Source organism: Frigoribacterium sp. AC512, assembly GCF_979258295.1.
In genome coordinates, this window is the sequence record NZ_OZ409850.1 from 1,621,584 (window position 1) to 1,635,923 (window position 14,340).

Genomic DNA, 14,340 nt, shown 5'->3' on the forward strand with positions numbered 1-14,340 from the left:
GGTCGAAGCCCTCGGGCCGCCTCACGGGCGCCGCCCGCCGGTCGACGCGGGTCGACGCGTGGTCACTCTCCGGACTCCTCCGCGGTCGACGCGTCCGGCGCCGACGCGGCGTCGAGCGAGCCGAGCAGCTGGGGGACGATGCGGTAGACGTCACCGCAGCCGAGGGTGATCACGAAGTCTCCGTCGCGCGCGACGGCCGCCGTACGGTCGGCGGCGGCCTGCCAGTCCGCGACGAACTCGACCCGCGACGGGTCGGAGAAGCGCTCGGACACGAGGGCGCCGGTGACCCCGGGCTCCGGGTCCTCGCGGGCGCCGTAGACGTCGAGCACGATCGTGTGGTCGGCGAGGCGCTCGTAGGTCTCGGCGAACTCCCCCGCCATCATCCGGGTCCGGCTGTAGAGGTGGGGCTGGTGCACCGCGATGAGGCGTCCGTCGCCGACGACGGACCGGGCGGCCTGCAGGGCGGCCGCGACCTCGGTGGGGTGGTGGGCGTAGTCGTCGTAGACGCTCACGCCGCGGACCGTGCCGTGCAGCTCGAACCGGCGCTCCGTGCCGCCGAAGGTCTCGAGGCCGGCGATCGCCGCCTCGGGCTCCACGCCCAGTCCGACGAGCACGGCGAACGCCCCCGCGGCGTTGACGGCGTTGTGGTGCCCGGGGACGCGGAGCTGGACGGGCCAGCTCGAGCCGTCGTGGTGCAGCGTGAAGGCCACGGGGCCCGAGGAGGCGACGTCGGTCAGGCGGACGTCCGCGGACTCGTGCTCTCCGAAGGTCACCACGTGCGGGTGCGTGAGCGCACCCGTGACGCGACGCGCCCCGGCGTCGTCGGACGACACGACGACGAGCTCGCGGGCCGCGGAGGCGAACTCGACGAAGGCGGCGTCGAAGGCCTCGTGCGAACCGTAGTGGTCGAGGTGGTCGGCGTCGACGTTCGTGATGAGCGCGACCGACGTGTCGTAGAGCAGGAACGAGCCGTCCGACTCGTCCGCCTCGACGACGAACAGGTCGTCGGAGCCGCCCTGCGCGGACACGCCGAGCGACTGGATGACGCCGCCGTTGACGAAGCTCGGGTCGTGGCCCGCCGCGAGCAGCGCCGTGACGAGCATGCCGGTCGAGGTCGTCTTGCCGTGGGCGCCGGCGACCGAGACGAGGCGGTGCTGCCCGATCAGCCAGGCCAGCGCCTGCGACCGGTGCAGCACGGGGAGGCCCTGCTCGAGGGCGAGCCGGTACTCGGGGTTGTCCTGCCAGAGGGCGCCCGTGACGACGAGCGTGTCGGCGTCGCCGACGTTCGCCGCGTCGTGGCCGATGGCGATCTCGGCGCCGAGCTCGCGGAGGGCGGCCACCCCGGCCGTCTCGCGGATGTCGGAGCCCGACACGGTGTGGCCCGCGGCGAGGAACACGCGCGCGATGCCGCTCATCCCGGAGCCGCCGATGCCGACGAAGTGGACCCGGCCGAGCTCGGCGGGGATCTGCTGCTGGAGGTCGGGCTTGATCATGGGCGCTCGGGGCTCGCCTTCTCGGTCTGGGCGTCGGTGCGGTCGGTGCGGTCGGTGCGGCGGGTGCCCGCGGTCCGGGACGAGGCGTGCCGCTGCGTGCGGGCCGGCGCGTCGCGGTCAGCACGGGAGGGAGCCTCGCGGACGGCGTCACGGACCAGCTCGACCGTGCGGTCGGTCCCGTCCAGCACGCCGACGGTTCCGGCCCGGACGGCCATCTCGGCGATGGCCGCGCGGTCCTGCAGGAGGCGCACGAGCGTGGAGCGCACCCAGTCGGGCGTGAAGTCGGCGTCCGCGACGAGCAGCGCCCCGCCGGCGGCCACGACGCCGGTGGCGTTGTGCCGCTGCTCGCCGTTGCCGACGGGGTAGGGCACGAGCACGGAGGGCAGGCCGAGGGCTGTCAGCTCGCTGACCGTCGCCGACCCGGCGCGGGAGACGACGAGGTCGGCCGCGGACAGCGCCAGGTCCATCCGGTCGCAGTAGGGCAGGAGGTGGTGGTCGGCCAGGTCGGTCGAGCGCAGCTCGGACTTCTGGCCCGTCACGTGCAGGATCTGCCAGCCGGCGCCGAGCACGCTCGTCGCGGACCGGGCGATGGTCTCGTTGAGGCGGCGGGCGCCCGACGATCCCCCGGTGACCAGCAACGTCGGCTTGCGGGGGTCCAGGCCGAACTCGACCAGCGCCTCCTGCCGGCTCTCGCGTCGGTCGAGCTGCTCGATCTCTCGGCGGAGGGGCATGCCGACCTGACGGCCGTGCCGGAGCCGCGTCGACCGGTGGACCACGCCGACGTGCCGCGTGAACCACGACCCGAGCACGTTCGCGATGCCCGGCTTGGCGTTCGCTTCGTGCACGACCAGAGGGACGTGCGAGCGCCAGGCCGCGACGTAGGCAGGTGCCGACGCGTAGCCGCCGAAGCCCACGACGACGTCGACGTCGTGCCGGGCGAGCAGCTCGCGGACGCCGGCGACGGCTCCGCGGAGTGCCGAGGGGAACCGGAGCGCGGCGCGGGAGGGGCGGCGCGGGAACGGCAGGCGGGGCACGGTGAGCAGCTCGTAGCCGCGCAGCGGGACGAGCCGGGCCTCGAGGCCCTCGGCTGTGCCGAGGACCAGGACGGTCGCGTCGGGCTCGGTGTCGCGGATCCGGTCGGCCACCGCGAGCAGGGGGTTCACGTGACCGGCGGTGCCGCCGCCGGCGAGGAGGTACGTCGTCACCGGAGAGACCCTACCCGCTGACGCGGAGCACCTCGGCCGGCCAGGGGCTCCTCCGGCTGACGGGCGAACGAGAGCACGACGCCGATCGCCACGAGGGTCACGATGAGCGCCGAGCCGCCCGCGGAGATCAGCGGCAGGGGCACCCCGAGCACCGGGAGCAGCCCGAGGACGACCGCGACGTTGATCAGCGCCTGACCGATGATCCAGGCGGTGACGGCACCGGTGACGACCCGGACGAACGGGTCGTTCGTGCGTCGGATGATCTTGACGAAGCCGACGGCGAGCACGACGAAGAGCGCCAGCACGACGATCGCGCCGATCAGCCCGAGCTCCTCGCCGATGATCGCGAAGATGAAGTCGTTGTCGGCCTCGGGCAGCCAGGACCACTTCGACTTGGAGTTGCCGAGGCCGACCCCGAAGAGGCCGCCGGAGGCGAGCGCCCAGGTGCCGTGCAGCGTCTGCCAACAGGCGGCCTGGTAGTCGCTGGAGTCCGTGCAGCCGGACATCCAGGCGGCGATGCGCTCGTTGCGCGAAGCAGAGCCGGAGGCGATCAACGGGATGGCCGCCGCGAGGAAGAGCACGGGCACGGCGAGGTACCGGAGGCGGACGCCGGCGAACCAGACCGCCGCGAAGACGAGGAGGAGCATGACCATCGTCGTGCCCAGGTCGCCGCCCAGCACGACGAGGCCAACGGCGACGCCGACGACGGGCACGAGCGGGATGGCGAGGTGCTTCCAGTCGTCGAGCAGGTCGCGCTTGACGCTGAGGATCATGCCCAGCCAGATCGCCAGGGCGAGCTTCACCGCCTCGGAGGGCTGCGCGGTGAAGGACCCGAGGTCGATCCAGTTGCGGTTGCCGCCGATCTCGTAGCCGAGGGGGGTGAACACCAGCAGCTGGAGCACGACCGTGACGAGCAGGATCTGCCAGGCCCAGCGCTTCCAGAACGAGACGGGCACGCGGGAGGCGATGAGCATCAACGGGACGCCGATGGCCGCGTAGACGCCCTGTCGCGCGAAGGCGCCGAAGAAGGACGTGTGCCGCGAGGCGATGTACTGCTCGACGGACGACGACGACAGGACCATCACGAGCCCCAGCACGACCATGAACAGCGTCGTGCCGAGGATCAGGAAGAACGAGCCTGTCTCGGCGGCGAAGAGCTTCTTGACCGCCACCACGGCCGCGGCCTGCCTGCCGTCGTGCGGCGTGGCACTGGTGCCGTCGTCGTCCCGCGGGCGGGTCGACTCAGTCGGCCGGCGACGCGGGAGGCTGGTGGGCTTGGTGGCCATCAGCGTCACCTCCCAGGTGGTGTGCGACCGCGGCGGCGAATGCCCTGCCGCGCGCGGTGTAGTCGGTGAACTGGTCGAAGGACGCCGCCGCGGGGGCGAGGAGGACGGTGTCGCCCGGCCTCGCCGCGGCCGCCGCCAGGCGGACCGCCGTCGGCATCACCCGCTCAGTGTCGGTCTCGTCGACCTCGAAGACGGGCAGCTCGGGGGCGTGTCGCCGGAAGGCCTCCCGCAGGCCCTCCCGGTCGACGCCGATCAGCACGGCGGCGGCGAGGCCCTCGGCCGCGTCGCGGACGAGGGGCTCGGGGTCGACGCCCTTGAACGTGCCGCCCACGATCCACACGACGGAGGGGAACGAGCCGAGCGACGCGTGTGCCGCGTGGGGGTTCGTGGCCTTCGAGTCGTCGACCCAGACGACGCCGCCCGACTCGGCCACCACCTCCGTGCGGTGGTGGTCGACCCGGAACGCGAGGAGGGCCTCACGGACCGCGGCCGGGTCGACGTCGACGGCCCGGACCAGCGCGGCGGCGGCCAGCACGTCCTCGACGAGGTGGTCGGCCGCGAGGCCGGCCGTCTCGAGCTCGGCCGTCGTCGCCAGCTCGAGGGCACGGTGGCGCCGCTCGGCGAGGAAGGCCCGGTCGACGAGCACGCCGCCGTCCTCGCCGCTCACGACCCCGAAGTCGCTCGGGCCGGGCGCGGAGAGCCCGAAGCCGACGGCCCGGCAGCCCTCGGCCACGTCGGCCTGCTCGACCATGTGGAGGGTGGCCGCGTCGGCCTTGTTGTACACGCACGCGGTGACGGTGTTCTCGTACACGCGGGCCTTGGCGTCGCGGTAGGCCTCGACCGAGCCGTGCCACTCGAGGTGGTCGGACTGCAGGTTGAGGCAGACGGACGCCCGGGGCCGGAGGGCGCCGGTGCCCTCGACGGGCAGCCAGTGCAGCTGGTGGCTGGAGAGCTCGACCACGAGCACGTCCAGCCCCTCGGGATCGCGGACGGCGTCGAGGACCGGCACGCCGATGTTGCCGACGGCTGCGGCACGCCGCCCGCCGGCCAGGGCCATGGCCGTCGCGAGCTGCGTCGTCGTCGTCTTGCCGTTCGTGCCGGTGACGAGCAGCCACTCGGCGACCGTCGCCGTCTTGTCGCGGAGGCGCCAGGCCAGCTCGACGTCCCCCCAGACGGCGGCGGTCGACTCGACCGCGCGCACGGCGAGGGGGTGGTGGGGCGCGAAGCCCGGCGACAGGACGACGAGCTCGGGATCGAACTCGACGACGCTCGGCGGGAGGTCGGCCATGGCGGGGTCGAGGACGAGCTCGGCGCCGATCAGGCCCAGCAGCTCGGCTCGGTCGTCGTCGACGCTCGGGGCGAGCACGACGACCCGGGCGCCCAGCTCGGTCAGGGTGTCGGCGACGGAGAACCCCGTGACGCCGAGGCCGAGGACCAGCACGCGGAGGCCCGACCAGTCGGCGTGCCAGCTCGTCAGGCCGTCGAGCCGCGCCGCGAGGACGGGGTCGGAGGCGGAGTTCGTCATGAGGTGCGCGAGATCCACTCGAGGTAGAACACGCCCACGCCAGCAGCCACGAAGAGCCCCGCGATGATCCAGAAGCGCACGACGACGGTGACCTCGGCCCAGCCCTTCAGCTCGAAGTGGTGGTGCAAGGGGCTCATCAGGAAGATCCGCTTGCCGTGCGTGATCTTGAAGTACGCCCGTTGCAGGATGACCGAGCCGGTGACGACGATGAACAGGCCGCCGATGAGCACGAGGAGCAGCTCGGTGCGGCTGAGGATCGCGAGAGCCGCGAGTGCGCCGCCGAGGCCGAGCGAGCCCGTGTCGCCGAGGAAGATCTGCGCCGGCGAGGTGTTCCACCAGAGGAACCCGATCAGGCCGCCGCAGATGGCCGCGGCCACCACGGCCAGGTCGAGCGGGTTGGCGACCGTGTAGCAGGCCGACCGGGTCGACTCGTCGAGCCGAGTGCTGAAGCAGGACTGGTTGAACTGCCAGAACCCGATGAAGATGTAGGAGGCGATGGCCAAGATCGACGCCCCGGTCGCGAGGCCGTCCAGTCCGTCGGCCACGTTCACGCCGTTCGACGTGCTGACCGTGATGAGGACGACCCAGATCAGGAAGAGCCCGCCCCCCGCGATCGTGCCGAAGAACATGAAGTCGAGCCACGAGATGTCGCGCACGCCGCTGATCATCGTCGAGGCGGGCGTGAGGCCGTTCTCGTTGGGGAACGAGAGCGCGAGGACGGCGAACACCGCGCCGACCACCACCTGCCCCGCGATCTTCGCCCAGCCGCCGAGGCCGAGGCTCCGCTGGTTGCGCACCTTGAGGAAGTCGTCGAGGAACCCGACGGCGCCGAGCCCGACCATCATGAAGAGGACGAGAAGGCCGCTGTTGGTGAGCTCGTCACGAGCGACGAGGTGTCCGACGAAGTAGCCGAGGACGGTGCCGATGATCAGCACGATGCCGCCCATGGTCGCCGTGCCGCGCTTGGTGTGGTGCGACTGCGGACCGTCGTCGCGGATGAACTGACCCCAGCCGAGGCGGTGGAACAGCCGGATGAAGAGCGGCGTCATCAGGAGCGTGAAGACGAGCGAGACGGCGCCCGCGATGAGGAGCGCGATCACGAGGACACCCCCGCGAGGCGGTCGCCGAGGTGGCGGAGACCGGCCGACTTCGACGACTTCACGAGCACGACGTCGCCGTCGCGCAGCGTCCGACGGAGCAGGTCGTAGGCCTCGTCGACGGTGTCGACGAGGACGGACTCGCCGTCCCACGAGCCCTCGAGGCCCGCGGCGACGTGGATGTGCCGGGCCTCGTGGCCGACGACCACCAGCTGTCCGACGTTGAGCCGGACGACGAGGCGCCCGACGCGGTCGTGCTCCTCGCGGGCGAGGTCGCCGAGCTCGGCCATCTCGCCGAGGACGGCGATCGAACGACCGCCGGGGGGCACGATCTGCACCAGGGTCTTGAGGGCCGCGGCGACGGAGTCGGGGCTCGCGTTGTACGCGTCGTTGACGACGGTGACGCCGTCGCCTCCGTCGAGCACCTCCATGCGCCAGCGCTCGGCGCGGGCGACGCCCTCGAGCACGGTGACGGCGCGGTCGAGGTCGAGGCCCCACTCCCCCGCCACCGTCAGGGCGGCGAGGGCGTTCATGACGTGGTGCTCGCCCAGGATGCGCAGCCGGACGGGGCGCGAGGTCCCGTCGTGCTCGAGCACGAAGGAGGTGCCCTCACGGGTGACCTCGAGGTCGGACGCCCGGTAGGCGGCCGAGTCGGTCAGGCCGAAGCCGACGACGCGGGCGGCGGTGTCGGCCGCCATGCCGGCGACGCGGTCGTCGTCGACGTTGAGCACGGCGGTCGCCGTAGGGGGCAGGTCGGTCACCATCTCGGCCTTGGCCGCGCGGGTGCCCTCGATGCCGCCGAACCCGCCGGCGTGCGCGAGGCCCACCTTGAGGACGACGCCGGTGTCGGGTCGGGCGATCGCGACCAGGCGGGCGATCTCGCCCGGGCCGGAGGCGCCCATCTCGACGACGAGGAACTCGGTGTCGAGATCGACGCGCAGCATCGAGATCGGTGCCCCGACGTGGTTGTTGAACGAGCCCTCGGGCGCGACGGTCGGTCCGACGTCGGACAGCACGGCCCGGAGCATGTTCTTCGTGCTCGTCTTGCCGTTCGAGCCGGTCACGCCCACGACGCGCAGCCGCCCGCCGCGACGGACGCGCTCGACGACCCCCGCGGCGAGGCGGGACAGGGCGTCGACGCCGTCGTCGACGACGACCACGGGGACGGCCAGGTCGAGCGGACGCTCGGCGACGACGACCGCGGCACCGGAGGCGACGGCCGCGTCGGCGAAGAGGTGCCCGTCGGTCTCGTCGCCGCGGAGGGCGAAGAAGACGGAGCCGGAGGTCACGAGCCGGGAGTCGGTCTCGACCGACCCACCGACGACCTGGTCGGCGTCGGGACCGGCCTCGGGGAGGTGCAGGGCACCTCCGGCGATCTCGGCCAGCTCGGCCAACGTGAGCGCGATCACTCGGCCCACCCGGCCTCTCGGAGCGCGGCACGCGCCTCGTCGCGAGCGGAGTACGGGGTCCGCTCGCCGCGGATGTCGCGGTAGTCCTGGTGGCCCGGGCCGGCCCAGAGGATGGAGTCGCCCTCGCCGGCCAGGCCGACGGCGGTGCGGATGGCCGCCTCGGGCGGGCTGACCTCGTGGATCTCGTGCTCGGGGTACGCCTCGCGGGCCGCGCCGACGAGGGTGGCGCGGATCTCGGCAGGGTCCTCGAAGCGGGGGTGGTGGTCGGTGACGACGAGGATGTCGGAGCCCTCGGCGGCGACGCGGGCCATGTCGCCGCGCTTGGTCTTGTCGCGGTCGCCGTCGGCGCCGAACAACATGATGACCTTGCCGGGGGTGAACCGGCGGACGGCCGCGAGGGTGGTGAGGAAGGCGTCGGGGCTGTGCCCGAAGTCGACGTAGACGCTCGGGCCGCGATCGCCCGAGACGCGCTCGGTGCGCCCCGGCAGGTAGGCGACGATGCCGCCCTCGGCCTCGAGGGCCTGCGAGATCGCGCCGAGCTCGAAGCCGGCCTCGACCAGCATGACGATCGCCAGGGCGGCGTTCGCGACCATGTGCCACCCGATGAGCGGCACCCGGGTGACGAGCTCGCGGTTCTCCGGGCCGGTGAGCCGGAACTCGGTCCAGGCGGCCTGCTCGTCGAGGATCTCGACCCGCCAGTCGGCCTCGACGTCGGGGAGGATCGTGATCGTCGTCAGCGGCACCCGCGCGTTGTCGACGACGCGGTGCCCGTACGGCGAGTCGAGCGAGATGACGGCGCGCTTCGCCCGGTCGGGCTGGAAGAGCGGCAGCTTCGCCTGGAAGTACTCCTCCATGTCGGCGTAGTCGTCGAGGTGGTCGTGGCTGAGGTTCGTGAACGCCGCGACGTCGAAGACCAGGCCGTCGACGCGGTTGCGGCTCAGCGCCTGCGCGCTGACCTCGACGGCCACCGCACGCACCTCGCTCTCGCGCATGCGGGCCAGCAGGGCGTGCATCTCGCTCGCTTCGGGCGTGGTCAAGCGGCTGACGACCGTGAGGTCGCCGATGTGGCGCTCGGCCGTGCTGCTGAGGCCGGTCACGAGCCCGAGCTGGCGGAGGACGCCCTCGAGCAGGTAGGAGGTGCTGGTCTTGCCGTTCGTGCCGGTGACGGCGAACAGGAGGGGCGAGTCGTCGCCGCCGGTGCGGTAGATCCACGCCGAGACGTCGCCGAGGGCCGCGCGGGGCGAGTCGACGAGCACCACGGGCAGTCCGCTCTCGCGGGCGATCTCGAGGCCCGCGGCGTCGGTCAGCAGCGCGACGGCGCCGCCCTCACGCGCCTGCGCGGCGAACTCGGCACCGTGCCGATGCTCGCCGGGGACGCCCACGTACAGGTCGCCGGGGTGGAGGTCCGCCGTGCTCAGCGTGACTCCGGTGACCTCGACGCCGTCGAGGGAACCCTCGTGCTCGAGACCGAACTCGCTGACCAGCTGGGCGAGTGACCTCGCCGACGGATGTTCCGGTCGAAGGACCGGGGGATCCGGGCGCTCAATGAATCCTCTTCTCTCACCAGGTCTGGGGGATGGCCGGCGCGGGCTCCGTCGACGGAGGGACGCGGTACATCTCGAGGACCTGGGACATGATCTTGTTGAAGGTCGGCGCCGCAGCGGCCGACGTCTTCATGGTACTGGGCTTGGTGAAGCTCACGACGACGACGTACTTCGGGTCCTCGGCCGGTGCGATGCCCGCGACGGACACGACGCGGTCGGAACCGTATCCCGTGCCGTCGGCGCGGGCCATCTCGGCGGTGCCGGTCTTGGCTGCGACCCGGTAGCCGGGGATGGTCAGCGCGTCCTTCTGCTCGCCGGCCGAGACGACGCTCTCGAGCATGTTCACCGTCGTGTCGGCGGCGTACGGCGACACCACGGTCGTGCCCTCGACGGCGGGGGCCGGCGTGACCGTCCCGTCGGCGGCCGTGCAGCCCTCGACGAGCTGGGACGGGAGCCGCACGCCGTGGTTGCCGAGGGTCTGGAAGATGCTGGCCACGTGCAGCGCCGTCGTCGAGACGCCCTGGCCGAACATCGTGTTGATGCTGGTCTGCTGGTCCCACGAGCTCGCGCTGCGGACGCCCTGCGTCGGCTCGCCGAGGAACCCGACGGCCGTGGGCTCGTTCAGGCCGAACTTGACCATGTAGTCGTACCGCGCCTGAGCGCTGAGGTTCTGGCCGAGCAGCGAGATGCCGACGTTGGAGGAGTCGCGCAGGATCCCGGTCAGCGTGAGCCGCTCGGTCGGGTGGAAGCTCGCGTCGTGGATCTCGCCGCCCCACGGGAACGAGCGGGAGTAGGGCACGGTCGCCTGGCTCGTCGGCGTGGCCTTGCCGGAGTCGAGCAGCATGGCCGCGGTCATCGCCTTGAAGGTCGAGCCCGGCTCGTAGGAGGCGGTGAAGGCCTTCGAGCCCAGGTCGCCGACGTCCTTCGTCAGGTTCACGTCGTTGGGGTCGACCGTGGGCCAGTCGGCCACGGCGAGCAGCTTGCCCGTCGCCACCTCCTGGACCACGGCGGTGGCCGACTCGGCCCCGATGGCCTGGCCCTGCTCGGCGATCGCCTGCTGCGTCATGTACTGCAGGTCCTTGTCGACGGTGAGCTGCAGGGTGCCGCCGGCCACCGCCTCCTTCGTGGTCACGGTGCTGCCCGGGAGCTGCACGCCGTCGGCGCCGCGCTCGTAGGTCTCGCTGCCGTTCGTGCCGGCGAGGCAGGAGTCGGCCGTGCGCTCGAGCCCCGCCTGCGGCCCGTCCGTGCCGACGAAGCCCGTCAGGTTGCCCGCCACCGAGCCGTTCGGGTAGGTGCGGGCGGACTGACGCTCGAAGTAGAGCCAGGACACGCCGCTGTTCTTGAGGTCGCGGACGGCGCGGAACGCGTCGACGTCGACGCCCTTGACGAGGAACGCGAAGTTGGCCTCGGGGTCGCGGGTGAGCGCCTCCTCCATCGTCGCCGCGGAGCCGCCGGTGATCGTCGCCACCTCGTCGAGGACCTGGTCGACGGTCATGGCGACCTTGGTCTTCTCGCCGTCCGCGTCCGTCTTCGTCACGGTGACGTCGGAGGCGAAGGCGGGCGCGGCGGTGATGTTGTAGCGCGTGACGCTGCCGGCGAGCACTGTGCCGTCGTTCGCGGTGATGTCACCCCGGTCGCCGTACGTCACCTGCTGGATCTCGCGCTTGTTCTGCGACTGCGCGTTGAGCTCCGCGGCCTGGACGAGCTGGATGTCGGCCAGGCGGACGACGAACACGCCGACCAGCGCGATCACCACGGCCATGGCCAGCGTCGCGCGGAGCCGGCGGCTGCGAGGGGCTGTGTTCACGAAGGTGTCCTCACCGCGGCAGGTCGTGTGGCACCGGCCGCTGTCGTCGTCAGGTGCGCCGCGGAGGGCGCACCGCTAGCGGGTCCGGGGAGCCGCGAGCTGGTCAGGGTCAGACGCTACCGACGGGGTGCCGGTTCCCGCGGTCGCCGCGCCCGTCGTGGCGGAGTCGGCCGGGAGCGTGCCCTGCGCGGTGGCGTCGCTCGACGCCGCCTGGTCCGCCGTGTCGGTGGTCGCCGTGTCGGGTGCGACCGTCGCGAGGGGCACGCCGTCGAGCAGGGTGTTCGGGATCAGGTTGTCCGTGCCGTCCGCCGTGCCGTCGGCCGGGGCAGGGTCGCCGTGCACCGCGCCCGTCGTCGGGTCGAGGTAGACCGGGTTCGAGTTGCGGACCATGCCGAGCTGCTCGGCGTTGTTCGCGAGGTTCTGCGGCGACGAGAGCACGTCGAGCTGCTCGGAGTACTTCTGCTGGTCGCGCGTCAGCTCGGTCTTCTCGGCCTGCAGGTCGGAGATCGTGTACGCGCCGTCGCTGAGGGCGATGCTGATCGCCAGCTGCGTCAGGAGCAGGACGAACAAGGAGGCGGTGGCCACGAGCGCGTACGCGATCCGCGGCCGCGCGCGACGCTGTGCCCGGCTCGTGACGATCTCGACCGGTGCCCGGCGAGGCTCGTGCGAGGGGCGGCGCTGCGGGATCGGGTCGATCGCGGCGTTGCTCATGCTGTTCTCCGGATTCGTTCGGCTGCGCGCAGTCGCACGGGCTTGGCTCGGGGGTTCAGGTCGATCTCGTCGGCGGAGGCGAGCTCGGCGCCGCGGACGAGGAGGCGGTAGCCGGGCCGGTGCTCGGGCAGCTCGACCGGGAGGCCCTGGGGCGCCGTCGAGGTGGTCCGGGCCGCGAGCTCGCGCTTGACGAAGCGGTCCTCGAGCGACTGGTACGCGAGCACGACCACGCGACCCTCGACGGCGATGCGGTCGAGGGCGGCGGGGACGGCCGCCTCGAGCGAGGCCAGCTCGCCGTTCACCTCGATGCGCAGGGCCTGGAAGACGCGCTTGGCGGGGTGGCCCGCGCGCTGCAGGGCCATCGGCGTGGCGGCGATGAGGAGGTCGACGAGCTCGCCGCTGCGACGGAGCGGCGCCTCGGCGCGGTGCTCCACGATGCGGCGGGCGTACCGCGGGCTGAGCTTCTCCTCGCCGTACTGGTAGAAGATGCGTCGCAGCTCGGACTCGGGGTACTCGGCGAGGATCGTCTCGGCCGTGACCGGGGAGGTCGGGTCCATCCGCATGTCGAGCGGTGCGTCCTTGGAGTACGAGAAGCCCCGCTCGACCCGGTCGAGCTGGAGGGACGAGACGCCCAGGTCGAACAGGACGCCCTGCACCTCGTCGATGCCCAGCTCGTCGAGGGCGTCGGCCACGCCGTCGTAGCGCGTGTGCACCAGTCGGGCGCGCTCGCCGAACGGTCGCAGGCGCTCACCGGCGATCGCGAGCGCCTCGGTGTCGCGGTCGAGGCCGACGACGGTGAGGTCGGGGAACCGTTCGAGCATCGCGGCCGCGTGGCCGCCCATGCCGAGCGTCGCGTCGACCGCGACGGCGCCCGGGCGCGAGATCGCCGGGGCGAGGAGCTCGAGCGTGCGCTCGAGGAGGACGGGGGTGTGGATCTGATCTGCCATGGCTGACCTGGGCCTGGATCCCGGGCCCTGATCCCCATCCATCTCGACCTGGCACCGGGGAAGGTGCGCCAGGGCGGACGGCTGGGAGTCAGGGCCGAGGAGCTAGAAGAGCCCGGGGATCACCTCCTCCGTGGTGTTCGCGAACGCGGCCTCCTGGGCCTCGTAGTAGGTGTTCCACGCGTCCGTGGCCCAGATCTCGGCGCGGTTGCCCGCGCCGATGACCGTGAGGTCGCGGCCCAGGCCCGCGTAGTCCCGCAGCGGGGACGGGATCGTGACGCGGTTCTGCTTGTCGGGGACGTCGTCGCTGGCACCGGAGAGGAACAGGCGCATGTAGTCGCGCCCCTCCTTGCTCGTGATCGGCGCCTGCCGGATGCGCGCGTGCATGTCCTCGAACTCGGCCTGGCTGAACACGTAGACGCAGCGCTCCTGACCGCGCGTCATGACGAGGCCGGAGGCCAGCTCGTCACGGAACTTCGCGGGGAGGATGATGCGGCCCTTCTCGTCGAGCTTGGGCGAGTAGGTGCCGAGGAACATGCGCCTCGCCCCCCTTCGCCCCGCACCCCGTTCGTGGCACGTGCCTCCACTTTACTCCACAATCCCCCACCCGGATAGGCGACATGGGGGCGAAGGCGTCCCCGCACCTCCCGGATCCGCTCCAGTTCGGGGGTCACGGCGGTGGAGGAGAAGGGAGGGACGAGGCAGCCGGACTTCACCAGACGGGCCGGGGACGCGTGCAGACACCGGCAGGAACCCCGGGTGGAGGCGCGAGGACGCCCGGGCGCACGAGAAAGGGGCCGGCCCGGAGGCCGACCCCTGAGGTCGTGGTGCGAAGTGGAGGACTAGGAGCGGTCGCCGTCCTGGCGGCGCTCCCAGCGGTCGTTGAGGCGGTCCATCATGCTGCCGCTGCGCGCGGGGCGCGAGGTCGACGGGCGAGCAGAACCGGGAGCGGACGACGCCGCGGAGGGACGGGCCTGCGAGCCACGACGAGGAGGCGCCATCGCGAAGACGGCACCGGCCACGAGGAGCACGAAGCCCGCCACGCCGACGAGGGGACCCACGGGAGGGGTCCGGATGATGACCCCGGTGACGATCACCGCGATGCCGACGAGAGCCGCGAGCACGCCGATGACGACCATCGTGTAGTTCGGGCGCCCACGGCGCCCGCCGACCGTCGCCACGAAGTCGGAGTCGTTGCTGTAGAGGCTCCGCTCCATCTCTTCGAGGAGTCGTTGCTCCTGTTCGGAAAGTGGCATCTCTTTGTTCCCTTCGAGCACAGGCCCCGCGGCCTCGGGATCACCGCGTGTGGATACGGGCGA

At 72.3% G+C, this 14,340-nt stretch carries 12 protein-coding genes; all 12 read right to left on the bottom strand.

Annotated elements, in window-relative coordinates; translation table 11 throughout:
- Window positions 1-62 precede the first annotated feature (62 nt).
- The 12 genes from murC to ACZZ97_RS07425 all read right to left on the bottom strand — a co-directional run bounded on the left by murC (window position 63) and on the right by ACZZ97_RS07425 (window position 14,277).
- A complete protein-coding gene (gene murC, locus ACZZ97_RS07370; protein ID WP_314101225.1) occupies window positions 63-1,493 on the bottom strand; it encodes a UDP-N-acetylmuramate--L-alanine ligase in 1,431 nt (476 codons plus the stop codon).
- On the bottom strand, window positions 1,490-2,698 hold the full coding sequence (locus ACZZ97_RS07375) for a UDP-N-acetylglucosamine--N-acetylmuramyl-(pentapeptide) pyrophosphoryl-undecaprenol N-acetylglucosamine transferase (protein WP_463472719.1): 1,209 nt from the start codon (window positions 2,696-2,698) through the stop codon (window positions 1,490-1,492). Before ACZZ97_RS07375 ends, murC begins: the two co-directional genes overlap by 4 nt.
- Window positions 2,695-3,984: a putative lipid II flippase FtsW gene (gene ftsW, locus ACZZ97_RS07380; protein WP_463472720.1), complete on the bottom strand. Its 1,290-nt coding sequence runs from the start codon at window positions 3,982-3,984 to the stop codon at window positions 2,695-2,697. The genes ACZZ97_RS07375 and ftsW overlap by 4 nt, the downstream gene beginning before the upstream one ends.
- Window positions 3,941-5,509, bottom strand: coding sequence for a UDP-N-acetylmuramoyl-L-alanine--D-glutamate ligase (gene murD, locus ACZZ97_RS07385; RefSeq protein ID WP_463472721.1), 1,569 nt, complete (start codon window positions 5,507-5,509; stop codon window positions 3,941-3,943). The genes ftsW and murD overlap by 44 nt, the downstream gene beginning before the upstream one ends.
- Window positions 5,506-6,609, bottom strand: coding sequence for a phospho-N-acetylmuramoyl-pentapeptide-transferase (mraY, locus tag ACZZ97_RS07390; RefSeq protein WP_314101233.1), 1,104 nt, complete (start codon window positions 6,607-6,609; stop codon window positions 5,506-5,508). Before mraY ends, murD begins: the two co-directional genes overlap by 4 nt.
- Window positions 6,606-8,015 (bottom strand): UDP-N-acetylmuramoyl-tripeptide--D-alanyl-D-alanine ligase, encoded by a 1,410-nt coding sequence (locus ACZZ97_RS07395; protein ID WP_463473775.1) that lies wholly within the window; start codon window positions 8,013-8,015, stop codon window positions 6,606-6,608. Before ACZZ97_RS07395 ends, mraY begins: the two co-directional genes overlap by 4 nt.
- On the bottom strand, window positions 8,012-9,562 hold the full coding sequence (locus ACZZ97_RS07400; protein WP_463473776.1) for a Mur ligase family protein: 1,551 nt from the start codon (window positions 9,560-9,562) through the stop codon (window positions 8,012-8,014). The genes ACZZ97_RS07395 and ACZZ97_RS07400 overlap by 4 nt, the downstream gene beginning before the upstream one ends.
- 13 nt (window positions 9,563-9,575) lie before the next feature.
- Window positions 9,576-11,366, bottom strand: a complete 1,791-nt coding sequence (locus ACZZ97_RS07405) for a peptidoglycan D,D-transpeptidase FtsI family protein (RefSeq protein ID WP_314101236.1) — start codon at window positions 11,364-11,366, stop codon at window positions 9,576-9,578.
- A 75-nt stretch (window positions 11,367-11,441) separates the two neighbouring features.
- Entirely contained in the window at window positions 11,442-12,077 is a 636-nt protein-coding gene (ftsL, locus tag ACZZ97_RS07410) for a cell division protein FtsL (RefSeq protein WP_463472722.1), read from the bottom strand.
- On the bottom strand, window positions 12,074-13,024 hold the full coding sequence (gene rsmH / locus ACZZ97_RS07415; protein ID WP_192169009.1) for a 16S rRNA (cytosine(1402)-N(4))-methyltransferase RsmH: 951 nt from the start codon (window positions 13,022-13,024) through the stop codon (window positions 12,074-12,076). Before rsmH ends, ftsL begins: the two co-directional genes overlap by 4 nt.
- 102 nt (window positions 13,025-13,126) lie before the next feature.
- Window positions 13,127-13,558: a division/cell wall cluster transcriptional repressor MraZ gene (gene mraZ / locus ACZZ97_RS07420; RefSeq protein ID WP_314101240.1), complete on the bottom strand. Its 432-nt coding sequence runs from the start codon at window positions 13,556-13,558 to the stop codon at window positions 13,127-13,129.
- 305 nt (window positions 13,559-13,863) lie between these two features.
- Window positions 13,864-14,277, bottom strand: coding sequence for a DUF3040 domain-containing protein (locus ACZZ97_RS07425; protein ID WP_314101242.1), 414 nt, complete (start codon window positions 14,275-14,277; stop codon window positions 13,864-13,866).
- Window positions 14,278-14,340: the final 63 nt, after the last annotated feature.

Excerpts from the sequence above, each read along its gene's own strand:
- ACZZ97_RS07425 (WP_314101242.1), bottom strand. The coding sequence starts at position 14,277 with ATGCCACTTTCCGAACAGGAGCAACGACTCCTCGAAGAGATGGAGCGG.
- ftsW (WP_463472720.1), bottom strand. The coding sequence starts at position 3,984 with ATGGCCACCAAGCCCACCAGCCTCCCGCGTCGCCGGCCGACTGAGTCG.
- rsmH (WP_192169009.1), bottom strand. The coding sequence starts at position 13,024 with ATGGCAGATCAGATCCACACCCCCGTCCTCCTCGAGCGCACGCTCGAG.
- mraZ (WP_314101240.1), bottom strand. The coding sequence starts at position 13,558 with ATGTTCCTCGGCACCTACTCGCCCAAGCTCGACGAGAAGGGCCGCATC.
- murC (WP_314101225.1), bottom strand. The coding sequence starts at position 1,493 with ATGATCAAGCCCGACCTCCAGCAGCAGATCCCCGCCGAGCTCGGCCGG.
- ftsL (WP_463472722.1), bottom strand. The coding sequence starts at position 12,077 with ATGAGCAACGCCGCGATCGACCCGATCCCGCAGCGCCGCCCCTCGCAC.
- murD (WP_463472721.1), bottom strand. The coding sequence starts at position 5,509 with ATGACGAACTCCGCCTCCGACCCCGTCCTCGCGGCGCGGCTCGACGGC.